Origin of the sequence: Halopseudomonas aestusnigri, from assembly GCF_002197985.1 — a bacterium.
In the GTDB taxonomy this organism is placed as follows: Bacteria; Pseudomonadota; Gammaproteobacteria; order Pseudomonadales; family Pseudomonadaceae; genus Halopseudomonas; species Halopseudomonas aestusnigri.
On sequence record NZ_NBYK01000002.1, the window covers coordinates 111935 to 136782 of the forward strand.

The window sequence follows — 24848 nt, forward strand, 5'->3', positions numbered from 1 at the left end:
CACGCCAGTGTAATTCAGGGTTATGAAAGTGTCACTTCGGGTTATTGAGTAAGCACCCGGCTCGGCCTATTGTTGGCTCCATAACGAGGCGCCGGACAGGTATCCGCCGCGCCGATCCTGATGATGCCGGAGTATCCGATGAGCGAACAATCTCTGTATCCGCACCTGCTGGCCCCGCTGGACCTGGGCTTTACCACGCTGCGCAACCGTACCCTGATGGGGTCAATGCATACCGGTCTGGAAGAACGCCCGAACGGTTTCAACCGCCAGGCGGCCTACTTTGCCGAGCGCGCCCGCGGGGGTGCCGGCCTTATCGTTACCGGTGGTATTGGTCCGAACGAGGAGGGCTGCGTTGCCCATGGCGCGGCCAAGATGACCACGCCGGAAGAAGCGGCCCAGCACAAGGTGATCACTGATGCGGTGCACGCCGAAGGCGGCAAGATCTGCATGCAGATTCTGCATGCAGGTCGTTACGCCTACAGCCCCAAGCAGGTCTCTGCCAGCGCGGTACAGGCGCCGATCAACCCGTTCACCCCCAAGGAGCTGGACGAGGAAGGGATCGAAAAGCAGATTGCCGACTTTGCCCGTTGCGCCACACTGGCCAAGGAAGCGGGTTATGACGGCGTCGAAGTCATGGGCTCGGAAGGCTACTTCATCAACCAGTTTCTGGTTGCCCACGTCAACAAGCGTACCGACCGCTGGGGCGGCAGCTACGAAAACCGCATGCGCCTGCCGGTCGAGATTGTACGCCGCGTACGCGAGGCGGTCGGCCCTGAATTCATTATCATCTATCGCCTGTCGATGCTCGATCTGGTCGAGGGCGGCAGCACCTGGGATGAGATCGTCATGCTCGCCAAGGCGATTGAGAAGGCCGGTGCGACCATCATCAACACCGGTATCGGCTGGCATGAAGCGCGGATTCCGACCATCGCCACCAAGGTGCCGCGTGGTGCCTTCGCCAAGGTGACCGCCAAGCTCAAGGGCGAGGTCTCGATCCCGCTGGTGACCACCAACCGCATCAATACCCCGGAACTGGCCGATCAACTGCTGGCTGACGGCGCGGCGGACATGATCTCCATGGCGCGCCCGTTCCTGGCGGACCCCGAGTTCGTCAACAAGGCGGCCGCTGGCCGTGCCGATGAGATCAACACCTGCATCGGCTGTAACCAGGCCTGCCTGGACCACACCTTTGGCGGCAAGCTGACCAGCTGTCTGGTCAACCCGCGTGCCTGCCACGAGACCGAGCTGAACTTTATTCCGACCACCCAGGTGAAGAACATTGCGGTAGTCGGCGCTGGCCCTGCCGGTCTGGCTGCCGCTACCGTGGCTGCCGAGCGCGGGCATCAGGTCACCCTGTTTGATTCTGCAGACAAGATCGGTGGCCAGTTCAATATCGCCAAATTGATCCCGGGCAAGGAAGAGTTCTACGAGACGCTGCGCTACTTCGGCAAGCGGATCGAGAAGACCGGGGTCAAGCTGGAGCTTAACCGCCGGGTTGATGCGAGCGATCTGACCGAGTTTGACGAGGTTATTCTGGCGACCGGTATCGTGCCGCGCACACCGGATATTCCCGGTATCGACCATCCCAAGGTGATCAGCTATCTGGATGCCATCCTGCAGCGCAAGCCGGTGGGTCAGAAGGTCGCCGTGATCGGGGCCGGCGGTATCGGCTTTGACGTCTCCGAGATGATCACCCACCAGGGCACCAGCCCGAGTCAGGATATCGACCTGTTCTGGAAGGAATGGGGTATTGATCCGGAACTGAAGGCGCGTGGCGGCATTGCCGGCATTACCCCGCAACCCCATCCGCCGGCGCGGGAGGTCTACCTGCTGCAGCGCAAGAACAGCAAGGTCGGCAATGGGCTGGGCAAGACCACCGGCTGGATTCACCGCGCGGGCCTGAAGAGCAAGCAGGTGCAGATGCTCAACTCGGTCAACTATCTGAAGATCGACGATGAGGGCCTGCATATCCGCATTGGCGAGAACGGTGAGCCGAAGGTGCTGCCGGTTGACACCATCATCCTCTGTGCCGGCCAGGAGCCGCTGCGCGAACTGCAGGATGGCCTGGTTGCCGCCGGCAAGACCGTTCATCTGATCGGCGGCGCCGACGTGGCGGCCGAGCTGGATGCCAAGCGTGCCATCGACCAGGGCTCGCGTCTGGCGGCCGCGCTCTGATCGGCCTGATGTGATCCGTGCGCAGCGCCCGGTTGTCGGGCGCTGCCATTTGCATCCGTTCTGCGACGAATGTCCGCTTTTTCCCTTCAACAGCGCCGGGACTGCCGATCGCTTGCCAAGTCGATCACACACCTGAATGAACCTTTTGCCTACACTTGTTGCCTGAGAAATCGCGGGGTGCATTCGCCCTGAAAAAGGCGCACATTGATGCTCGGGGCAAGGAGAAAAGGTCATGAATACGCCAACAAAGCCGCTGTTGACCGAGGCGGTCATGTTCTTTTCGGAGCGGGGCATCTGCAAGGAGATGCTGTTCCCCGAGTTCGAGGCATTGCTGGATGGGCTGGTGGCAGCACCCGAGCACGCCGATGAAACCGTGGAGGCGGTGTTTCTGCAAATCAACACCCGGCTGCACGTGCGCGCAGCGGTGTTCTTCAATATCGATTTTGACCTTGATGGCTACGTCAATCGCCTGTGGAACCTGCCGCTGCGGCAGATCGCCGAGCGCGGCGATCGTGGCCCGGATATGGGTGGCGGCCCGATTCGGCTGGTCTGCCTCGGGTTCAACAAGCAGCCGCAGTATCGGGCAATGCTGTGGAAGCCGGGTACGCGGGGCAACAGCAATGATCTGGCGCTGGTCAAGGAAGCGGTTGCCAACAACGCACTGGGTATTCTTGGCGAGGATGAGGAAGCCATTCGCTATATCGCGCCCGAGCGCCTGCACATGGCGGCCGAAGACACCTGGTACGGTGGTGGGCAGGTCAATGATGTGGACGACCTTATCCCGCTGACTTCCACGCGGCCTGTGGCGCCGAGCGGTACCGGTGAGCTGCAGCAGTTGCGTGAACAGCATGCGCGGGAAGTCCGCGACCTGCGCCAGCAGATCGATACGCTGACTACGCGAATCAAGGCCATGGCTATCGAGAAGGATCAGGCACTGGTCGAGCTCAAAGGCATCCACGCTGATCATCTCGAGATTGTTCAGGGCGAGTTGCTGGACATCAAGCAGGAACTGGCGGAGCAGCAGCGGATCAACGCTGCCCTCAAGCGTGAGCTGGGCAAGGCGCAAAATCGGACCGCAAGCGATCACGAATAACCTTCGGAGCGCCAGGGCGGTTTCAGCCGTTCGGCCAGTTATTACCTACACACAGCAGTCGTTCACTTGCCAGCGGTGGCTGGTCCGCAGTACAGAACATCACGGCGCGGCGCTCTCCTGCGCGCTCGCTTATTCTGCCCATCTGTTGTGCGTCCAGACCTGCTCCGTATTCTGGCTCAGGCGGCATCAACCACGCCTTGTGGGCCATGGGTTGCCAGCGATGCGTGCGGGCCAGCGATTTCAACTCATGTTGATGACACCAGTGCAGCGGTGCGGCGGGCGGTTGCTGACCCTCTACCGGAGGTACCTGCCGCAGCAGGTGCTGAAACAGCCCTCCCTGTAGCCAGGCCGCCGAGCAGTCCGGCAGGGGTAGCGCGCGATGGGCCGTCGCCAGTTCCGGTAGCCGCGCCGCCAGCGGCAGCTGGTGTTCACGCAGCCGCTGCAGTTTGCTGGCCAGATTGTCGCGCGGATCCACGCCCCTCCAGATGGCAGGATCACTGACAGCGTTGTCAGTTGAATGCAGCTCGGGTCTGGCGAGATAAAACTTGATCGCCAGTTCGAGGTGAACCACGGCGCCATCGGCCGCCTCAATGATCAGGTCCAGTTCGCCATAGGTGTGCGCGCCGTCACGCAGGGCCAGATTGTGGGCCAGGATGCGGGTGTCGGGAGCAAGGCTGAGCAGGGCATGCCAGAGGCGTTCGTAATAATTGCCCAGGCGGCGGTCCGGTGATTCGCCGAGCAGCGCGTCGAGCGCCGCAGGGTCCTGGTCCAGGGTCTGCAGGGCGTGCAGCAGTTGCTCGGGATCGTCCCGCCATGCGCTGCCTTGCAGCGGGTCGCGCATGGGCAGCAGCTGGTCGTTGAGCAGGGGCGGGCTGAAGGCAATCCAGGCCATGTCTCGGACGCTGGCGTGTGCAAAGACGGGCAGCATGAAACCTCTCGTATTTGCCAGCCCAGGCTGGCTGCGGAATAATCGGCGCTCGTCCGCTCAGTCTCGGGCATCTCTGACACGAACGCAAAGAGGTGGTATGGATCAGTTCCGCAATATCGGTCTCATCGGACGCCTCGGCAGCGGGCGGGTGGTCGATACCCTCAAACGCCTCAAGCGCTTTCTGCTCGATACCGGGCATACGGTGATCCTGGAAGATGCCGTGGCGGATTTGCTCCCCGGTCATCAGCAGCAGGTTTGTTCGCGCAAGATGATGGGGGAGATCTGCGATCTGGTGATCGTGGTGGGCGGTGACGGCAGCTTGCTTGGCGCGGCCCGGGCGCTGTGCCGCTACAACATTCCGGTACTGGGGGTTAACCGTGGCGGCCTCGGCTTTCTGACCGATATTCCGCCGGACGAACTGGAACAGAAGGTTGGCGATGTGCTGGCCGGCCAGTACATGGTCGAGACCCGCTTTCTGCTGGACGCCTTCGTGCGTCGCGGCGAGGAGCAGCTGGGTACCAGCGAGGCGCTGAACGATGTGCTGCTGCATCCGGGCAAGTCGGCGCGGATGATCGAGTTTGAGCTGTATGTGGACGGCCAGTTTGTCTACAGCCAGAAATCCGATGGCCTGATTGTCGCCACCCCGACCGGATCGACCGCCTATGCGCTGTCGGCCGGTGGCCCGATCATGCATCCGAAACTGGATGCCGTGGTGCTGGTGCCGATGTTCCCGCATACCCTGTCGAGCCGACCGATCGTGGTCGATGGCAACAGCGAACTCAAGATCATTATCTCCAAGCAGAGCGGTATCTATCCGCAGGTCAGCTGTGATGGCCAGGTGCACATCTCCTGTGCGCCCGGTGACAGCATTACCATCCGCAAGAAGCCGCAGAAGCTGCGTCTGCTGCATCCGCTGGATCACAACTTCTACGCGATCTGTCGCAGCAAGCTCGGCTGGTCCAGCCGGCTGACGGATCAGTAGGCTACGGATGGTCGAGAATCAGGGTTACGACATCATTGGCGATGTGCACGGTTGTGCGCATACGCTGGAGCGCTTGCTCGAGCTGATGGGCTATCGGGTGCAGGCCGGCGTCTGGCGTCACCCGCAGCGCAAGGCGCTGTTTCTTGGCGACATTATTGACCGTGGTCCGCGTATTCGCGAGGCATTGCATCTGGTCCATGGCATGGTGGAGGCGGGTGAAGCGCAGTGCATCATGGGCAACCATGAGTTCAATGCCCTTTGCTGGGAAATCCGCGCACCGGCCGGCAGTGGCCGCGAGTATCTGCGTGAGCACAACGAGCGCCATCTGCGTCAGATTAGCGACACCCTGGAGCAGTTTGCAAACTGGCCGCAGGAGTGGCGCGACTTTGTCGGCTGGTTCGGCCGGTTACCGCTGTTTCTTGATTTTGGCCTGTTCCGTATGGTGCATGCCTGCTGGGACGCCCGGCTGATACAGCCGCTGCGTGAGCAGTATCCGGATGGGCGGGTGGATCGCGAGTTCATCGAAGCCTCGGTGGAGCGGGGCAGCTTTGCCGCCCAGACCTTTGACCGACTGCTGCGTGGCACCGACATGCGCCTGCCGCACGGCATGACCATGACCGGCAAGGACGGCTTTACCCGCGCCTTTTTCCGGACCAAGTTCTGGGAAGAAGCGCCGCTGACCTACGGCGACGTGGTATTTCAACCTGATGCGCTGCCCGGCGAGATTGCGGCCAGACCGCTCAGCGAGGATCAGCGCGCCGAGTTGCTGATCTATGGTCCGGAACAGCCGATGCTGTTTGTGGGTCATTACTGGCAGCAGGGGCGGCCGCATCCGATTCGCCCCAATCTGGCCTGCCTGGATTACAGCGCGGTCAAGTACGGCAAGCTGGTGGCCTATCGGTGGGACGGCGAGCGCCATCTGGATCGCGACCACTTTGTCTGGGTCGACGTACCCAGGCTCGATTGAGGTGTTTCATGCTCAAGGCATTGACCTGTCAGCTCGATGAGGATCTGTCGCCGCTGGTGCGTTTTCTGCGCAGTCGTGGCGTGGTGCACCGAGTGGTGGAAGAGGGTGGCATGCAGGTGGTCTGGGTGGTCGACGAAGCTGCCGCCCAGATTGTTCGCGCCGCCTACGCGCAGGGGCCGCAAGCGCTTGCGGACAGCCCGGCGCCGCAGCGCCCGTCCAGCCAGGCAGCGCAGTTCTGGCGCCGGGCACATCGGTTGATACCGGTTACCCTGGCGGTACTGGCGCTTACCGCTGTGGTGGCATTGCTGACTGGCCTTGGCGGCGACGCGCGTGGCATTGTGATGTTTACCTTTACGCCGCTGGAAGACTCCGGCTACCTGGCGGCGCAGCCCGACATGGCCCAGTGGTGGCGGTTGATTACACCGATTTTCCTGCACTTCGGTGTCATGCATCTGGCGTTCAATGCACTCTGGTACTGGGAGCTGGGTCGGCGTATCGAGATGCGCTCCGGCGGGCTCTGGCTGCTCGGGCTGACGCTGCTGATCGGCGTGCTTTCCAACACCGCCCAGTGGCTGTGGAGTGGCAGCAGCCTGTTTGGCGGGCTCTCCGGCGTGCTCTATGGCCTGCTGGGCTACTGCTGGGTTTACCAGAAGCTCGCGCCCAACGTGTTTTTTGATCTGCCACGCGGCGTGGTCATCATGATGCTGGCGTGGCTGGTGCTGTGCATGACCGGACTGATCACGCTGCTGGGCTTTGGTGCCATTGCAAACGCGGCGCATGTCAGCGGCTTTGTTGCCGGGTGCGCCATTGGCGCCGTGGCCGGAACGCTGCAGCGGCTGCGGTGAGCGAGTACAATAGCGGTTTTTCATCATTCCAGCGGGAGGCGCGATGACCACTTTCATCGATATGCTGCGCAACATCACCCCTGATATTTATCAGAGCCTCAAGCTCGCTGTGGAGATCGGCAAGTGGCCGGATGGCCGCAAGCTGACGCAAGAGCAGAAGGAGCTGTGCCTGCAGGCGATGATTGCCTGGGAACAGGACAACCTGCCGGAAGAGGAACGTACCGGTTACATGGGGCCGCAGAGCTGCAAGTCGCAGCAGAAGGACGTGCCGAACATCCTGTTTTCGACCGGTTCGGAGACCCTGCATTGAGTCTTTTGCAGTTCGAAGGCAACGTCAGCAAGATGATCGGTCGGCTCGATACAGCCGACGCTCCGGTCGATTACAGTCTGCCCATCGGCGAAGAGCGGGTGCCGCTCAATGGTCTGTTGGGCAGAACCATTCGGCTGGAAGCCTTGGGGCCGATTCACTGCGTGCACTGCGGCCGCAAGACCAAGAAGAGCTTTAATCAGGGTTACTGCTACCCCTGCTTTACCAAGCTGGCGCAGTGCGACAGCTGCATCATGAGCCCGGAAAAGTGCCATTACGACCAGGGTACCTGTCGTGAACCGGCCTGGGGCGAGCAGTTCTGCATGACCGACCATATCGTTTATCTGGCCAACTCCTCGGGCCTGAAGGTGGGCATTACCCGGGCCTCTCAGGTGCCGACTCGCTGGGTTGATCAGGGGGCCAGTCAGGCGTTGCCGATTCTGCGCGTCGCTACCCGCCAGCAATCCGGCCTGGTGGAAGACTTGCTGCGTCAGCAGGTGGCAGACAAGACCAACTGGCGTGCCCTGCTCAAGGGCGACCCCGAGCCGCTGGACCTGTGCGCCGAGCGTGATCGCCTGCTCGATAATGCCGAGGCCGGCATAGCCGAGCTGCAGGCGCGGTTCGGGCTGCAGGCCGTGCAGTTCTTGCCGCAGGCCGAGGCGCTCGAGATTCGTTATCCGGTCGAGCAGTACGTTGCCAAGCCGCAATCGGCCAACCTGGACAAGGAACCGGTGCTCGAAGGCACTCTGCTCGGCATCAAGGGGCAGTATCTGCTGCTCGACACCGCAGTCATCAATATTCGCAAGTACACAGCCTATCAGTTGGCCTTCAGCGCCAGTTGAGCCATTTCGGCAGGGCCGCCCTGCAGCGGGGCGGCCGAACATGAATTCAGCGGCCGGTCCGGCCGCAGCGGAGCCTGAACATGCGTACCGAACAACCAAAGACGATATACCTCAAGGACTACAAGGCGCCGGATTACTGGATCGACGAGACCCAGCTGACCTTCGAGCTGTTTGAAGATCATGCATTGGTGCACAGCCGTCTGGCCCTGTGCCTGAATACCGAACGCCATGCCGAGACCGCCTTGCCGCCGCTGGTGCTGGACGGCCAGCAGCTGGAGCTGCAAAAGGTGGTACTGGACGAGCAGGAGCTGGTCGAGGGCGCCTACCAGGTGGACAGCGACAGCCTGACCCTGCAACCGTCCCGCGCGCAATTCGAACTGGCCCTGACTACCCGTATCGAGCCGCAGAACAACACTGCGCTGGAAGGGCTGTACAAGTCTGGCAGCATGTTCTGCACCCAGTGCGAGGCCGAAGGCTTCCGCAAGATTACCTACTACCTCGACCGCCCGGATGTGATGAGCCGCTTCACCACCACGGTGATCGCCGAGCGCGAGCGCTATCCGGTGCTGCTGTCGAACGGCAACCCGATTGCCTCGGGCGAGCACGAAGGCGGGCGCCACTGGGTCAGCTGGGAAGACCCGTTCCCGAAGCCGGCCTACCTGTTTGCGCTGGTCGCCGGTGACCTGTGTCTGCTGCAGGACAGCTTCACCACCATGAGCGGGCGTACCATTGACCTGCGCATCTACGTCGAGCCGGAAAACCGCACCCAGTGCGACCACGCGATGGACAGCCTCAAGCGCTCCATGCGCTGGGACGAAGAGGTCTATGGCCGCGAGTACGATCTGGATATCTTCATGATCGTCGCGGTTAACGATTTCAACATGGGCGCGATGGAGAACAAGGGCCTCAATATCTTCAACTCCAGTTGCGTGCTGGCCCATCAGGATACGGCCACTGATATGGCCTTCCAGCGGGTCGAAGCGGTGGTTGCGCACGAGTACTTCCACAACTGGTCGGGTAACCGCGTGACCTGCCGCGACTGGTTCCAGCTGTCGCTGAAGGAAGGCTTTACCGTCTTCCGCGACTCGGAGTTTTCTGCCGACATGAACTCGCGCACGGTCAAGCGCATCGAGGATGTCACCTTCCTGCGGGCCAACCAGTTCGCCGAGGACGCCGGCCCGATGGCGCACCCGGTACGCCCGGACTCCTTTATCGAGATATCCAACTTCTACACCCTGACCGTCTACGAGAAGGGCGCCGAAGTGGTGCGCATGCTGCATACCCTGCTGGGCGAAGAGGGCTTCCGCAAGGGCACCGACCTGTATTTCGAGCGCCACGATGGGCAGGCGGTTACCTGCGACGACTTTATCAAGGCGCTGGAAGACGCCAACGGTGCGGACTTTATCCAGTTCAAACGCTGGTACAGCCAGGCCGGCACCCCGCGCCTGAATGTGCGCAGTGAGTACGACGCGGCCAGTCGCGAGTATCGCTTGCACTTCAGCCAAGTCTGCCCGCCAACCCCTGGTCAGCCCGAGAAACAACCGCAGGTCATCCCGGTACGCATGGCGCTGCTGGATCGTGACGGCAACGAAATCCCGTTGCAGCTGGAGGGCAAGGCCCTTGGCAACGAGGCAGTGGTGTCGATTACCGAAGCAGAGCAGACGCTGGTGTTCGAGAATGTACCGAACTGCCCGCTGCCGTCGCTGCTGCGCGGCTTCTCCGCTCCGGTCAAGCTCAGCTACCCCTACAGCCGCGATGATCGGGTGTTTCTTGCCAAGCACGATCCGGACGGCTTCAACCGCTGGGAAGCGGCGCAGGGACTGGCCGTTGACGTGCTGCAGGGGCTGGTCGAGATTCATCGTGCCGGTCGTCCGCTGAACCTGGATCAGCGGCTGGTCGAGGTCATGCGCAGCGTGATTGCCGACGCCGAGCTGGACGCTGCCATGGTCGCGGAAATCATCCGTCTGCCCTCCGAAGCCTATCTGATCGAGCTGGCCGAAGTTGCTGACGTGGATGCCATCCACTACACCCGCGAGTGGTTGCGCCGGGCACTGGCCGAGGCGCTGCGTGACGAGATGTCGGCGCGTTATCAGATTCTGGCCGCGGCCGGGTCAGGGGCGTTTAGCGCCAAGGCCGATGCCATGGCGGCGCGCAGCCTGAAAAATAGCCTGCTGAGTTATCTGATGCTGACGGGTGAGCAGCAGGTAGTGGGCTGGTGCGTGCGCCAGTTTGTCGAGGCGACCAATATGACTGACCGCCAGGCCGCGCTGGTGGCGCTGGTCAATTCGCCGTTCGAGCAGCAGCGTGAAGCGGCGCTGGCCGAGTTCGCCGAGCGCTGGGCGGAGTACCCTCTGGTCATGGACCAGTGGTTCAGCATTCAGGCTGCAGCCAGCCAGCCCGGCGCGCTGGACCGCGTGCGCAAGCTGATGGAGCACCCGCTGTTCACCATGCGTAACCCGAACAAGGTGCGTGCGCTGATCGGCGCCTTTGCCAACCAGAACCTGATCAATTTCCATGCGCTGGACGGCAGTGGCTATGCGTTTCTGGCTGACCGTATCATTGAACTGGATCGCAGTAATCCGCAGATTGCCTCGCGCCTGGTAACGCCACTTAGCCGCTGGCGCAAGTTCGAGCCCAAGCGTCAGGAGCTGATGAAGACCGAGCTGGCGCGCATCATGGCGCAAAGTCCGTTGTCGCCTGATGTCTATGAGGTGGTCAGCAAGTCGCTGGCTTGACCCGGCGAGCCCGCGCTCGTGTTGGGCGCGGGTCTTGAAGTCGGCCTTGATAAATGAGTTACTCAGCACACGCAAGGCCGAAATTTTAATAAAAAATTACCGAGAGGTATTTGTGCAGCGCCTTGCGGGCCTCTAATATGCCTTGTCCGCTGGAGGGATAACTGATTCGGGTGCGCCTGTGTGGGGTGCGGTCCGGGTTGATAATAAAACGTGTTCCCGTAGCGGAGCAGAAGCACCTATAAAAACAAAGAGGGGTGGTGTATGCGTAAGCCGTGCAATTGGCGCGCTCCATTCGTGGCCCGGACAGACCTGAACGCGTCGGGCAACTATCTTAAGAAAGGCTTTTCTCTCAGTGCGTTGACTCAGGCCGTGATGCTGTCCGGCATGATGGCACTGGGCGCCGCATCAGCCCATGCCGCTGATGTCGCCGAGGAAAGCGTTCAACCTGCAATCAAGTCGGATCTGGCAGCCCATACCCTGCTGGTCGACGCGGCCGTTGCCGGTGATCGCCTGGTTGCTGTTGGCAGCCGTGGTCATATCGTTTATTCCGATGATCAGGGCAAGACCTGGACACAGGCGAACGTCCCTGTGCGTCAGCTGCTGACAGCCGTCTACTTTGCCGACGACAAGAACGGCTGGGCGGTGGGGCACGATTCGCTGATCCTGCATACCAGTGATGCCGGAGCCAACTGGGAGATGCAATACCGCGATCCCGAGCTGGATCAACCGATTGATCCCGAAGGCCCGAGCTTGCTCGAGCGTCCGCTGATGGATGTCTGGTTCAAGAATGCCAATACCGGTTTTGCAATTGGTGCCTACGGCACCTTCCTGCGTACCGATGATGGCGGCAAAACCTGGGAAGACCGCTCCTACGACATCGATAATCCCGATGGCTTCCATTACAACGCGATCACCGCCGTCAAGGGCGCCGGCCTGATGCTGGCTGGCGAAATGGGCACCCTGTACCGCTCGCCGGACTTCGGTGATACCTGGGAAACCCTGACCGATCTGCCCTATGACGGCTCCTGGTTTGGTGCTTCCGGTACCAGCAGCGACAACGTGGTTCTGGTCTGGGGCCTGCGTGGCAACCTGTTCCGCTCCACCGACTTCGGTGACACTTGGGAGCAGGTCGAGTTGCTGACGCCGAACAACGGTCCGCTGGAAGCGACCCTGCTGGGTGGTGGTCTGTCCGGCGACGGCAAGCTGGTTGTCGTCGGTGCTGGCGGCGTTGTGCTGAGCAGTACTGATGGCGGCAACAGCTTTGACGTGATGACCCGTCCTGACCGTATCGCACTGGCTTCTGCCAAGGCGCTGGGTGACGGCGAACTGCTGCTGGTCGGTCAACATGGTGTCGCCACCATGCCGGCAAGCGCCTTGAAAGCTCACTGATAATAATTACAAGCCAGGAGAATCTGGATGTCTTTTGACCAGAGTAACGCACCATTCATGGAGCGGTTGGTATTTAATAACCGCCTTGCCGTGGTGATTATTTTCTCTCTCGTGTCCCTGTTTCTGGGGTATCAGGCGCTGCAGGTGCGACCCGACACCAGCTTTGCCAAGATGATCCCGCTGGAACATCCCTATATCGTCAACATGCTTGAGCACCAGAATGATCTGGCCAACCTCGGCAACTCGATCCGCATTGCGGTCGCCATCGAAGACGGTGATATTTTCAGCACCGAGTACATGGAGACGCTCAAGCAGATCAACGACGAAGTCTTCTTCCTGCCCGGTGTAGACCGTTCGAACCTGCGTTCGCTGTGGACGCCGAACGTGCGCTGGACCGAGGTAACCGAGTACGGTTTCGACGGCGGCCCGGTAACCAACCATCCGTCCTACACCAACGAGGAGGATCTGGAAGAGCTGCGTGCCAATGTCCTGAAATCCGGTGAGATCGGTCGACTGGTCGCGAACAACTTCAAGTCGAGCATCATCGAGGTGCCGCTGCAGGAGTTCTATCCCAATCCGGACAACCAGAGCGAGCTGTTGCGTCTGGATTACAAGCAGTTCTCGCACCTGCTGGAAGAGAAGATTCGTGATCGCTTCCAGTCCGAAAACCCGAACATCAAGATTCACATTGTCGGTTTCGCCAAGAAGGTGGGTGATCTGATCGATGGTCTGATCGGCGTTGTCGGCTTCTTCGGCATTGCGTTCGTCATTACCTTCGTTCTGCTGTACATGTTTACCTGGTGTATTCGCAGTACCGTATCGGTGCTGGTGACTACCGTGATTGCGGTGATCTGGCAGCTGGGTCTGATCAACCTGGTCGGTTTTGGTCTGGACCCGTATTCGATGCTGGTGCCGTTCCTGATCTTCGCCATCGGTATTTCCCACGGGGTGCAGAAGATCAACGGTATTGCCCTGCAGTCCGGTGGGGCGGATAACGCGCTGGTGGCGGCACGTCTGACCTTCCGTCAGCTGTTCCTGCCGGGCATGATCGCGATTCTGGCTGACGCGGTAGGCTTTATTACCCTTTTGGTCATCAAGATCGACGTGATCCACGAACTGGCAATCGGTGCATCCATCGGTGTTGCGGTGATCGTGTTTACCAACCTGATCATGCTGCCGGTCACCATTTCCTATCTGGGCATCAGCAAGAAGGCGGTTGAACGCTCCAAGCGCGATGCGGTTCGCGAGCACCCGTTCTGGCGCTTCCTGTCCAACGTCGCTCATCCGAATGTGGCGCCCTGGATGGTCATCGTTGCTCTGGTAGCCGGTACTACCTGCTTCGTTTACCAGAAGAACAACATCAAGGTCGGTGACCTGGATGCCGGTGCGCCGGAGCTGCGTCCGGATTCGCGCTACAACAAGGACAACGATTTCATCATTCAGAACTACACCACCAGCTCTGACATTCTGGTTGTCATGGTTGCGACTCCGCCGGAGAAATGCTCTGCCTACGAAACCATGGAAGCGATCGATCAGCTGCAGTGGAAGATGCAGAACCTGGAAGGCGTGCAGTCCGCTGTGTCTCTGGTAACCGTCGCCAAGCAGGTGATCATGGGCTCCAACGAGGGCAACCTGAAGTGGCAGGGGCTGTCGCGTAACCAGGATGTGCTGAACAACGCCATCAGCCGTGCGCCGTCGGGCATGTTCAACGCGGCCTGTTCGCTGGCTCCGGTCATGGTCTTCCTGGATGACCACAAGGCTGACACGCTCAAGCGCGCCACGGCGGCCGTCGAAGAGTTCGCAGCCGAGTACAACACCGATGACATGGAGTTCAAGCTGGCTGCCGGTAACGCCGGTATCGAAGCGGCAACCAACGAGATCATCTCCAGCTCCGAACTGCTGATTCTGGTGCTGGTGTACATCTGGGTAGGTGTGATGTGCATGATCACCTTCCGTTCGCTGCCGGCGACCATCTGTATCGTACTGCCGCTGATTCTGACCTCGGTGCTGGGTAACGCGCTGATGGCCTTCCTCGGCATCGGTATGAAGGTGGCAACGCTGCCGGTTATCGCGCTGGGCGTGGGTATCGGTGTGGACTACGGTATCTATATCTACAGCCGTCTGGAGAGCTTTCTGCGTCAAGGCATGCCGCTGCAGGAGGCCTATTACGAGACCCTGCGCTCCACTGGTAAGGCGGTACTGTTTACCGGTCTGTGTCTGGCGATCGGTGTCGCTACCTGGATCTTCTCTGCAATCAAGTTCCAGGCTGACATGGGTCTGATGCTGACCTTCATGTTCCTGGTCAACATGATCGGTGCGATGCTGCTGCTGCCGGCACTGGCGCGCTTCCTGATCAACCCGGAGAAGGTACGGAAATCCAGCGGTAGCAAGCTGTCTCACTGATAGCTGACTGCTGTAAAAAAACCCGCCAACCGGCGGGTTTTTTTATGTCTTGGCGCCTGCTTTCGATGGGCCGGTGCCACGGTTTATTCGCCAGCCTGCTCCAATGCATCATGCATTCAATAAACTGTGTGACGAAATATTGCAGTGAAAATGCGGGCTTCTGCATTGATAACGTGATTAACAAAAGATAACCGTGAGCCGTTGGCGCAGCCTCCCCGTGCTCGTTACCATGGGCAGTCCCGTTCAATAACGGAAAGATGGATAACAATAAGGGGGAATGGTGTATGCGCGAGCCCACTCGTTGGCGCACTCAAACGACTCAACTGGCCTTTGCCATCGGCCAGCGGGCGCAGTTCCGCAAGCAATCCTTTGCTGCACGTGTGCTCAAGGCCGCTGGCCTGGGCGCTCTACTGATGACCGCATCAATCACACCCGCTCTGGCTGCCGATACCGTTGCTGAAGCACCCAAGCCGGCGATCATGTCTGATCTGGCCAGTCACTCTCTGCTGCTGGATGTCGCGTCTGCCGGCGATCGTCTGGTGGCCGTGGGCAGCCGTGGCCATATTGTCTATTCGGATGATCAGGGTGCCAGCTGGACTCAGGCTCAATCTCCCGTACGCCAGCTGCTGACCGCCGTTTATTTTGCTGACGCCAGCCACGGCTGGGCGGTTGGTCACGATGGCGTGATCCTGCATTCCAGTGATGCCGGTGCCAGCTGGGAGCTGCAGTACCGTGACCCCGCCCTGGATGAAGCGGCCGATCCGGACGGCCCGGGCCTGCTTGAGCGCCCGCTGATGGACGTCTGGTTCCGTGATGCCAACACCGGTTTTGCCTTCGGTGCCTATGGTACTTACCTGCGCACCGATGACGCGGGCAAGACCTGGGAAGATCTGTCTTTCGACATCGATAACCCCGATGGCTTCCACTACAACGCGGTGACCGCCGTGCAAGGCACCGGCCTGTTCCTGGTTGGCGAGATGGGCACCATGTATCGTTCCCCCGACTTTGGTGATAGCTGGGAAACTCTGCAGAGCTCGCCCTATGACGGTACCTGGTTCGGTACCGCCGGTACCGGCCTTGAAGGCCAGGTCGTAGTCTGGGGTTTGCGCGGAAACATGTACCGCTCGGCTGATTTTGGCGACAGCTGGGAGCAGGTCGAGCTGCACACCCCGAACAATGGCCCGCTGGAAGCGACCCTGCTTGGTGGCAACCTGTCTGCTGACGGTTCGCTGTCGGTTGTTGGCGCCGGTGGCGTGGTGGTGACCAGCACCGATCATGGCAAGACCTTCAATGTTGCGGTTCGTCCGGACCGCGTTGCCCTGGCAACAGCCAAGCGCCTGCCAGACGGCGAGCTGGTGCTGGTCGGCCAGCAAGGCGTGGTCAAGGCGGCAGCCAATGGCCTGCCCGAAAACCAATAACAAACAGCTGCCAGGAGAGTCTGGATGTCCAAGCTTCATCAGGAAACGAGCGCTCCCTTTGTGGAACGCTTGATCTTCAACAATCGGATTGTTGTTCTTCTGCTGTTCGCGCTGCTGACCGTGTTCTTCGGTTATCAGGCTGCGCAGGTCAAGCCCGATACCAGCTTCGAGAAGATGATTCCTCTCAAGCATCCCTACATTGCCAACATGATCGCGCACGAGAACGATCTGCCGAACCTCGGCAACTCGATTCGCATCGCTGTCGAGATCAAGGATGGCGATATCTTCAGTACCGAGTACATGGAGACCCTCAAGCGGATCAACGACGAGGTGTTCTTCCTGCCCGGTGTTGACCGCTCCAATCTGCGTTCGCTCTGGACGCCTAACGTGCGCTGGACCGAGGTGACCGAGTACGGTTTTGACGGTGGTCCGGTTGCCAATCGTCCGGCCTATCTGAGCGAGGCCGACCTGGAAGAGCTGCGTGAAAACGTGCTCAAGTCCGGTGAAATCGGTCGTCTGGTGGCGAACAACTTCAAGTCCACCATCATCGACATCCCGCTGCAGGAAGCGTATCCCAACCCGGAGAATCAGGGCGAACTGATTCAGCTCGACTACGGCGATTTCTCCCGTCAGCTGGAAGAGAAGATCCGCAGCGAGTTTCAGGGCGAGAACCCGAACATCCAGATTCACATTGTCGGTTTTGCCAAGAAGGTCGGTGACCTGATCGACGGCATCATCAAGGTGGTGATGTTCTTCGGTGCTGCGCTGCTGATCACCTTTGTTCTGCTGATGATGTTCACCCGCTGCCTGAAAAGCTCGATCACCACACTGGTGTGCTCGGTTATCGCGGTGGTCTGGCAGCTTGGCTTGCTGCGTACCCTGGGCTTTGGTCTGGACCCGTACTCGATTCTGGTTCCGTTCCTGGTATTTGCCATCGGCATTTCCCACGGTGTGCAAATCATCAATGGCATGGCGATCGAGTACACCAACGCCGATGACAGCCAGACCGCTGCCCGTCGTGCGTTCCGTGCACTGTACATCCCGGGCATCGTTGCACTGATTTCCGATGCGGTCGGCTTTGTAACCCTGCTGCTGATCGAGATCGAGGTCATCCGTGAGCTGGGTATTGCAGCGTCTGTGGGTGTGGGTGTGATCATCCTGACCAACCTGATGCTGCTGCCGATCCTGATGTCCTACATCGGTATCAGCCGCAAGGCGGTCGAGCGCAACCGCAACATGGCCAACCGTCCGCAAGGCCTGTGGCTCGGTGTTGCCAAGTTTGCTCATCCGACGGTCGCGCCGATTTCGGTCGTGCTGGCCATTATTGCCTTCGGCTTTGGTATCTATCACGGCAAGAACGTGGCCATCGGCGACCTGGATCCGGGTGCACCGGAGCTGCGTGCCGATTCGCGTTACAACCTGGATAACCAGTTCATCATCGAAAACTATTCCACCAGCTCCGACATTCTGGTGGTCATGGTCAAGACGCCAGACGAGATGTGCTCGGCCTACGAGACCATGGAAGCCATCGATCAGCTGGAATGGCGGATGAACAACCTGGAAGGCGTGCAGTCGGCGGTTTCGCTGGTTACGGTAGCCAAACAGGTGATCATGGGTAACAACGAGGGCAACCTGAAGTGGCAAACCCTGTCGCGTAACCAGGACAACCTGAACAACGCCATCAGCCGTGCGCCGTCGGGCATGTTCAACTCGGCCTGCTCGCTGGCTCCGGTCATGATCTTCCTGGACGATCACAAGGCAGACACCCTGAAGCGGGCGACCGCAGAAGTGGAAGCGTTCGCTGCCGAGTACAACACCGAGGACATGCAGTTCCTGCTGGCTGCCGGTAATGCCGGTATCGAAGCGGCGACCAACGTCGTGATCGAAGCGTCCCAGACCAAGATGCTGCTCACCGTATACGCGGTGGTCATCCTGATGTGTCTGATTACCTTCCGTTCGATCCGCGCGGTGCTGTGTATCATCATCCCGCTGGCCCTGACCTCGGTTCTGGCCAACGCCCTGATGGCATTCCTGGGCATCGGCGTGAAGGTGGCAACGTTGCCGGTAATTGCGCTCGGTGTGGGTATCGGTGTCGACTACGGCATCTATATCTACAGCCGTCTGGAAACCTATCTGCGTCAGGGCCTGCCGCTGCAGGAGGCCTACTATGAAACCCTGAAGACCACGGGTAAGGCCGTGACCTTCACCGGCTTCACCCTGGCCATTGGTGTGGCGACCTGGATTTTCTCTGCGATCAAGTTTCAGGCCGACATGGGTATCCTGCTGACCTTCATGTTCCTGTGGAACATGTTCGGCGCACTGTGGCTGTTGCCGGCTCTGGCTCGCTTCCTGATCCGTCCGGAGAAGCTGCGTAGCTGAGTGGTTTGAGCTGCACAAAAAAACCGCCTTCGGGCGGTTTTTTTGTGGGGACGGTTCAACGCTGAGTTTCGAGATAAACGCATCTGTTGGAGGTCGTTGCTCAGCGGTCCGGGGAGGGCAGGGGTAATGCTGTAACTGGGAAGAGATAATTCGAGTAGCAGAGCTGTTTGCCGAGTTGCCGCGATCCTCATTTTTCGCCTTTCCTGGCGAGCCAAGGGGGACCGCTTGCCCGGCCCCCCTTAGCAATCCCCCCGGGCACCCGGCTACGCGGCCCTGCGGGCTCGCTGCGTTGCTCGGTCTGGCGGGGGCCGGCAGAACTCGTCGCTACGCTCCTCAAACAGGCTGCCGTCCTTCTTCCCGCCAGCCCTGCGCTACTCGCCCGCGTAAACGGGACTTGAGCTTGTGCACACTCGACCATCGGAGACGGCGCGGTGTGCCGTCTTGGGCCTACAGGAACGAAGCTCGGTTAATGAGATTCAATGACCTGTCAAGGCAGACCGTGTTGGGCGTCGATACGACAAACCAAGGATTGTCTGTGTCACACATCCGGATATAGCGGCTCAATCGCATTCTCACCCAGCGCTTCGGCCTCGCGCTGGCGGGCTTGGGTTACCTTGCGAACGGCGCGCCAGAGCGGTTTGCCGCGCCAGGCGTGTTCGGTCTGGCCAAACAGGCAGCCGTTCAAATCATCCAGCGCGTCGGCAAGGATGGGGTGGGCGTGACTGAGGGCGATGAGGTCGCTTTCCTGCTGTTTGGCCCAGTGTTCCAGGGCCTTGCGGGCCTCGGCAGGCTGGTTGTGACGACAGGCTGTTTGCAGGTCGGCCAGCGGATTACCGGCCTGATCGGCTTCGAGATTGACCGTATCTTCGCCCAGCTCATCGAGCGCGATCAGGGCACGTCGGGCTGTACGCAGCTGCAGCAGCGCCCAGCCCAGTGCCGCCAGCAGCAATGCGGTAGCAAGCTGCCACGGCCAGAGCAGTGGCAATTCGCCGGCGGGTTGGCTGGGGTAGGGTGCACTGCTGTCGTTAAAGCTGCTGTTGCCGCGAACAGTCAGGGTCACGGCGTCGAGCTCGGACACTTCCAGCTGGTCGGTGGTGGTGTTCCACCATTGCACACGGATCGCCGGCACGGTGAAACGTCCTGCGTGACGCGCCACCACCGCCGAGCTTTCCTGGCGCAGACCCAGTATGCCGTTGCTCGACAGCTGGTTCTCCAGCTGGGGCTGGTCGCTATATTGGCGCAGCTCGTCCTGATCATTGGTCAAGGTGTTGAGTTCAGGCAACTGGGTTGCGGTTAGCCCGTCAGCCTGGATCGACAGGGTTCTTGTCAGCGGCTCTCCGCGGGTCAGCTCGGTACTCGGATCAGGCTGCCAGTTCTGGCTCAGCCTGACCTGTCTGGCGGGAAGCCAGGGAACGCCTGCGGGATAGGTGTCGGGGATGGGTTTGACGGTCAGCTGCTGGCTCGGCGATCGCAGCTGAATAAAGCGGGCGTTGTGGGTCCCGGGTTGACCTTCGGATGCGCGCGGCGGCACCGCGGTGGCGCTGAACAGCTGGGAGGGAATGTCCAGTGTGCCGCTGTGCTGCGGATAGATGGCATAGCGCACTTCAATGACACCGTGGACGACGCCGTTGATCTCCTGTTCGTAGGTTTTGGGCGCGCCGAGCGCCTCAACGCGGGCATCGGGTATTTCCAGCCCGCTGAGGGCCGAGTCGTCGTACAGCGAGACCGAATGGTAGATACGCAGGGTCAGTAGCACCTGGGCCTGAACATAGGGCGTGCGGGTATCCAATTCACTGTCGATGAAAATCGGCGCAATGTCGGACGGGCTGACATCACGAGCCTGCTCGGCGCTCAGCACGCGCAGGGTAACCGGTTCGCTGCGCTCATCGGCCAGTTGCAGCGGAGGAATAACCACAAAGCCGGTGCGCAGCGGCATCAGGCGCACGATCCAGCGGGTCACCGGCAGGCTGCGTCCGTTGATGGTACTGACCAGATTGAGCTTGCGGCTGGATTCGATCCGGAAGTGTTGCTCCAGCGGAGTCAGGTCCGGCGCATCATCGCGCTTTGCCAGGGTGCTTTCCAGTGTCAGTTCCAGCGGCTGCCCTTCGATCAACTGGGTGCGATCCACACTTGCCTGCAAAGCTGCGAAAGCGGGCAGGCTGATGGTTAGCAGTAGCAGGGTGAAAAGCAGCTGGCGCATCATCGAGGGCGTCCGTCGTTTTGTTGCAGGTGCTGATACAGGAACTTGCGACGCAGCAGCTCAGCAGGGTTATCGGGTATGTCCCGCAGCCATTGTTGCACAGCCTGGCGCTGTTCGATCTGTCGCCGACCGCCGGCACCGCCGCCCATGACGGTGCTGTCGCCATTTTCCAGCTCCGGACTGTCGATCAGCTCCCCGGCAACCGCTGGTTCACTGCTGCTGCCCGTGCTTTCGGCATTGCTCGCAGAGCTGCTGGCGGAGTTTGCGGATATACCGGTCTGGGCGCCGGCTTTGTCGGCATCGGCTGCGCTGGCATTCGATGCGCCGGCACCGTCTTCGGTGTCGCTGCTGCGATTGCCGCTGCCAGCGCCGGTTTCGGGTTGCGGCGCAGACTCTGTCCCGTCGGGTGCGGTCTGTTCGGCTTTCTGTTCTGCCAGATAGGCTTCAACCCGCTCGCGGTTGTAACGTGCTGCGGTATGGTCGGGTGCCCGTGTCAGTGTCTGTTCGAAGGCCGCGAGCGCGGCGGGGTAGTCTCCAGCGAGCGCCAGGGCGGTACCGTGGCTGAAATGCAGTTCTGCATTGTCAGGTTGCTGCTCGGTCAGCGCGCCCCAGACCTCTGCCGCTCCGGCGTAGTCACCGCTCTCAAGCAGGGCATGGGCTCGCCACTGCGGGTCTTCGAAGCGTGCTGCCGCGTCCGCTGCCCGTCCTTCGGCCATCATGGCTGCGGCCTGCTGGTCGGCTCGTAACCACAGGTCGGCCCAGCTCATTGCAGAGGCCGGCGGTGGCAGCCAGATGGCGCAGAACATCAGCAGCAGCCAGCCACGGCGTGCGCCAAGGGCCGCCAGTGGTAGTAGCAATAGCACAAGCCAGTGGCCCTGGTCGCTGCGCTGTCGTTGTTCGGCGCTCACCTGTTGCGCTGCCTGCTCGCTGTTGAGCAGTTGGGTTATATCACTGTCATCCAGACTCATGCGGGCGTAGCGTCCGCCATGCGAGTAGGCGAACTCGGCCAACTCGGGTTCATTCAGACGTGGCAGCAGGATGCGCCCCTTGTCGTCGCGCATGAAGCCGCCCTCTGCCAGCGGTACCGGTGCGCCATCGGCGGTTCCGATGCCAATGACCTGCAGGCTGTCGCCCAAGCGCTCGGCGGCCAGTTCAAGACGAGCGCGGTCAAGGTCCTCGATACCGCTGGTCAGCAACAATACCTGAGTGGCGCTGCCACCTTGCTCATTGCGCAGGCTGGCGGCCAGCAACAGGGCCTGATCGGCCTGCTGGCCCCGAACCGGCATGATGTCGGGATGCAGGGCGTCGAGCAGATTGATCAGCGTGCTGTGATCTCGAGTCAGCGGGGCGACCAGGTGGGCACTGCCGGCGTAGGCAACAAGCGCTACCCGGCGGTCGGGGTAATGCTCCAGAATGTCGCGAATCTTGCGTTTGGCGCGCTCCAGCCGCGTCGGCTGCAGGTCATTGGACAGCATGCTGCGCGACACCTGCAGCACCAGGATAAGGCTGCTGCTGTCTTCACGTTGTACGCTGTCGGTTGACTCCCAGGCCGGGCCGGCGAGGGCGATCAGGCCCAGTGTCCAGACGGCGGCCAGCAGCAGATAGCGGCCGATGTAGTGCCGGCCCGGCTGGCCCTCTACCAGCGCCTTGCGCATCGCCGCCGGCAGCAGGCTGTCCCAGCCCGAGCGTTGACGGCGATGGCGGTACAGGTACCAGGACAACGCGAGGATCGGCACTATGCCGAACAACCAGAGCGGGCGCAAAAAGGTGAAGGGCAGCATGGGTTCAGTCGGCATGCAGCCTCCGGCGCAGCGAGGGGCTGCTCCACAACAGGCTGATCAGTAGCGCCATGGCCAGCGGCCAATGGTAAAGCGGCAGTGCCTGGCGAGTCGCCGGGCCACTGCGCAGGCTGGGTTCAAGCTGCTCGATGCGCTCGACGGCGCTCGCCAGCGAGGCGCTGTCGCGCACTCTGAAGTAGGCGCCGTCGGTAATCTTGGCGATTTCCTGCAGGGTTGTTTCATCCAGATCGCTGGCCGGGTCGGCATTGCCCTCGAGCAGACTCATCAGATCCGTGTTGCCCTGACTTTCAGCGCCGACGCCGATGGTGAAGATCCGAATATGCTCGTCAGCGGCAAGTCTTGCGGCCTGAATCGGCGATATGCCGCCGGCGGTATTGGCGCCATCGGTTACCAGCAGCAACACCCGGCTGTTGGTTGGCTGTTCCATCAGGCGCTTGATGGCCAGGCCAATGGCATCGCCAATGGCGGTATCGCGCCCGGCCAGGCCGATAAAGGCTTCATCCAGCCATTGCCGGACGCTGTGCAAATCGTATGTCAGCGGGGACTGCACGTAGGCGCGGGTACCGAACAGGATCAGACCGATGCGGTCACCGGTGCGCTGTTCGATCAGTGCATCAAGCCAGTGCTTGACCACGCTGAGTCGGTCGCTGGGCTGGTCATCCAGGCGCATGTCACGGGTGTCCATGCTGGCTGACAGATCCACTGCCAGCATCATGTCGCGGCCACTGCTCGGGGGCGGCAAGGGGGCGCCGAGCAGTTGCGGGCGAGCCGCCGCCAGCACCAGCAGCAGCCAGATCAGAATGAGCGGTGCCGAGCGTCGATGGGTGCGCGCAGCGGAGAGTTGGCCGGCATTCAGCCGCTGCAGACGTGCCAGAAAGGCGATCTGCAGCGCGGCCTCTGGCCGTTTTGCCGGCGGCAGCAGCCAGCGCAACAGCCATGGCAGCGGCAGCAGCAGAAGACTCGCGGGCCAGGCCAGTTCAAACATGATTGTGCCTTATCCAGCGCAGCAGCTCGCGTTGCAGGATGCGGCGATCAGCAACACTGAGGTGGGCATCGGCCTGGTACAGGGTGCCACCAAGTGGTGCCAGAACGTCGGCCCGCGGCTTGGGGTAGTGCTGGCACAGATAGCTGACCCAGGCGTTGCCATACAGCCGGGTAGCGGCGACCTCGCCGCGGCTTTTCAGATGGCGCTTGAGCTGGGTGTTGAGTGCGGCCAGCCAGTCGTGATCCGAGAGGTCGTCGGCAATTTCCCAAAGAATGCGCTGGGCCTTGAGCCGCCTGCGTTGCCGGCGCCGGTTCAGCAGTATCGCCAGTGGTGAGAGGATGACCAGCAGCAACAGCAGCAGGGCGAGCGCGATCCAGCCCGGCGCCGGGGGCCACCAGCTGATCGGGGGCGGCAGGGCGGGCAGCAGCAGGCTGCCTTCCAGCGGGCTGGTCATGTCTGCGGCGCCTTTGGCAGGCTGCCGAAGTTGTCGCGCAGTTGCTCGTGGGCGGGTGACCGGGTGTCCAGCGGCAGCAGACTGCAGCGCAGGCGGCGAGCGAGTCTAAGCCAGGCCTGGCGCTGGGACTGGAACTGGGCGGCGTAGGCTTCACGCAGCGAGGTGTCGCCGCTGTTGAGGGTTAGCCGTTGTTCTCCCTGGACAAAATCCAGTGCACCGTTGGCGGGTAGCTCGCTGTCGAGCGGATCAAATACCGGCAGCAGGATCAGGTCGTTGTGACCGGCCAGCGGCACCAGCAGGCTCTGGTTCAGGCCATCGATGGCAGCGTGATCACAGACGATGTACAGGATGCTGCCCGGGCGAATGATTTCCCGACTATGGCGCAGCGCCAGATTGAGCGCCTCGGAAGCCGGCTCAAGCGGCTCCGACGGTTCAGGTGTCAGCATCTGATTGGCCTGAACCAGCAGCTGCAACAGTTGGAGCAGAGCCTTGCGATCGCGCCTTGGGCGTACCTCGTGGCATTGTCCGGGGCCAAACACCATGCCGCCAACCCGATCGTGGTGTGCCAGTGCCGTCCAGGCGATCAGGGCGCAGGTTTCTGCGGCCAGTACCGATTTGAGGCAGCGCTGGCTGCCGAAGAACAGCCGGGGGCTCTGCTCGCCGATCAGGAACACCGGGCGTTCGCGTTCTTCATTGAATACCTTGGTGTGCACCTTCTGGCTGCGTGCGGTTACTCGCCAGTCGATGTTGCGAATGTCATCGCCCGGCAGGTAGGCGCGAACCTGATCAAAGTCGACCCCTCGGCCACGCAGGCGCGAGTTTTGCTGACCGGTCTGCCGGCCGCTGCGTACCGGGCGGGTGAACAGGGGCAGCTCGTGGCAATGTCGGCGTGTCGCCAGCAATGCGTCGAGGCTGGTGTGCAGGGCCGGATCAAGGTTGACCGTCAT

18 protein-coding genes are annotated in these 24848 nt (G+C 61.2%); 12 read left to right on the plus strand and 6 right to left on the minus strand.

The window, feature by feature from the left end; translation table 11 throughout:
* Window positions 1-138: 138 nt before the first annotated feature.
* On the plus strand, window positions 139-2175 hold the full coding sequence (locus B7O88_RS04630; RefSeq protein ID WP_088274047.1) for an NADPH-dependent 2,4-dienoyl-CoA reductase: 2037 nt from the start codon (window positions 139-141) through the stop codon (window positions 2173-2175).
* Between the two features lie 232 nt (window positions 2176-2407).
* Window positions 2408-3268, plus strand: a complete 861-nt coding sequence (locus B7O88_RS04635) for a hypothetical protein (protein ID WP_088274048.1) — start codon at window positions 2408-2410, stop codon at window positions 3266-3268.
* 22 nt (window positions 3269-3290) lie between these two features.
* Here B7O88_RS04635 and B7O88_RS04640 read toward each other — a convergent pair whose 3' ends face one another.
* A complete protein-coding gene (locus B7O88_RS04640; RefSeq protein WP_088274049.1) occupies window positions 3291-4196 on the minus strand; it encodes a DUF1853 family protein in 906 nt (301 codons plus the stop codon).
* Between the two features lie 97 nt (window positions 4197-4293).
* Between B7O88_RS04640 and B7O88_RS04645 the strand changes: the two genes are divergently transcribed.
* The 10 genes from B7O88_RS04645 (at window position 4294) to B7O88_RS04690 (ending at window position 18463) form a co-directional block, all read left to right on the plus strand.
* Complete coding sequence (locus tag B7O88_RS04645) at window positions 4294-5178, plus strand: NAD(+) kinase (RefSeq protein ID WP_088274050.1); 885 nt, start codon at window positions 4294-4296, stop codon at window positions 5176-5178.
* A 7-nt stretch (window positions 5179-5185) separates the two neighbouring features.
* Window positions 5186-6145 (plus strand): metallophosphoesterase, encoded by a 960-nt coding sequence (locus B7O88_RS04650; protein ID WP_088274051.1) that lies wholly within the window; start codon window positions 5186-5188, stop codon window positions 6143-6145.
* A gap of 8 nt (window positions 6146-6153) precedes the next feature.
* Window positions 6154-6990, plus strand: coding sequence for a rhomboid family intramembrane serine protease (locus B7O88_RS04655; protein ID WP_088274052.1), 837 nt, complete (start codon window positions 6154-6156; stop codon window positions 6988-6990).
* 43 nt (window positions 6991-7033) lie between these two features.
* Window positions 7034-7300, plus strand: coding sequence for a YeaC family protein (locus tag B7O88_RS04660; RefSeq protein WP_088274053.1), 267 nt, complete (start codon window positions 7034-7036; stop codon window positions 7298-7300).
* A 32-nt stretch (window positions 7301-7332) separates the two neighbouring features.
* The gene (locus B7O88_RS04665) at window positions 7333-8139 is read left to right on the plus strand and encodes a DUF2797 domain-containing protein (protein ID WP_088274329.1); all 807 of its coding nucleotides are present in this window, start codon (window positions 7333-7335) and stop codon (window positions 8137-8139) included.
* Between the two features lie 80 nt (window positions 8140-8219).
* Entirely contained in the window at window positions 8220-10874 is a 2655-nt protein-coding gene (pepN, locus tag B7O88_RS04670; RefSeq protein ID WP_088274054.1) for an aminopeptidase N, read from the plus strand.
* Between the two features lie 261 nt (window positions 10875-11135).
* Window positions 11136-12263 carry a WD40/YVTN/BNR-like repeat-containing protein gene (locus B7O88_RS04675; RefSeq protein ID WP_088274055.1) on the plus strand — a complete coding sequence of 376 codons (1128 nt, stop codon included), beginning with the start codon at window positions 11136-11138 and terminating at the stop codon, window positions 12261-12263.
* Between the two features lie 27 nt (window positions 12264-12290).
* The gene (locus B7O88_RS04680; protein ID WP_088274056.1) at window positions 12291-14666 is read left to right on the plus strand and encodes an efflux RND transporter permease subunit; all 2376 of its coding nucleotides are present in this window, start codon (window positions 12291-12293) and stop codon (window positions 14664-14666) included.
* 284 nt (window positions 14667-14950) lie between these two features.
* Window positions 14951-16084 (plus strand): YCF48-related protein, encoded by a 1134-nt coding sequence (locus B7O88_RS04685; protein ID WP_088274057.1) that lies wholly within the window; start codon window positions 14951-14953, stop codon window positions 16082-16084.
* 24 nt (window positions 16085-16108) lie between these two features.
* Window positions 16109-18463 (plus strand): efflux RND transporter permease subunit, encoded by a 2355-nt coding sequence (locus B7O88_RS04690; RefSeq protein ID WP_088274058.1) that lies wholly within the window; start codon window positions 16109-16111, stop codon window positions 18461-18463.
* Window positions 18464-19001: 538 nt separating this feature from the next.
* Here the strand turns inward: B7O88_RS04690 and B7O88_RS04695 are convergent.
* From B7O88_RS04695 to B7O88_RS04715, 5 genes are read right to left on the minus strand one after another with little or no spacing between them, the layout of a single operon-like run.
* Window positions 19002-20666, minus strand: coding sequence for a BatD family protein (locus B7O88_RS04695; protein WP_088274059.1), 1665 nt, complete (start codon window positions 20664-20666; stop codon window positions 19002-19004).
* A complete protein-coding gene (locus tag B7O88_RS04700; protein WP_088274060.1) occupies window positions 20663-22459 on the minus strand; it encodes a VWA domain-containing protein in 1797 nt (598 codons plus the stop codon). The genes B7O88_RS04695 and B7O88_RS04700 overlap by 4 nt, the downstream gene beginning before the upstream one ends.
* Window positions 22449-23447: a VWA domain-containing protein gene (locus tag B7O88_RS04705; RefSeq protein ID WP_088274061.1), complete on the minus strand. Its 999-nt coding sequence runs from the start codon at window positions 23445-23447 to the stop codon at window positions 22449-22451. The genes B7O88_RS04700 and B7O88_RS04705 overlap by 11 nt, the downstream gene beginning before the upstream one ends.
* On the minus strand, window positions 23440-23901 hold the full coding sequence (locus B7O88_RS04710; RefSeq protein WP_088274062.1) for a DUF4381 domain-containing protein: 462 nt from the start codon (window positions 23899-23901) through the stop codon (window positions 23440-23442). Before B7O88_RS04710 ends, B7O88_RS04705 begins: the two co-directional genes overlap by 8 nt.
* A complete protein-coding gene (locus tag B7O88_RS04715) occupies window positions 23898-24848 on the minus strand; it encodes a DUF58 domain-containing protein (protein ID WP_088274063.1) in 951 nt (316 codons plus the stop codon). The genes B7O88_RS04710 and B7O88_RS04715 overlap by 4 nt, the downstream gene beginning before the upstream one ends.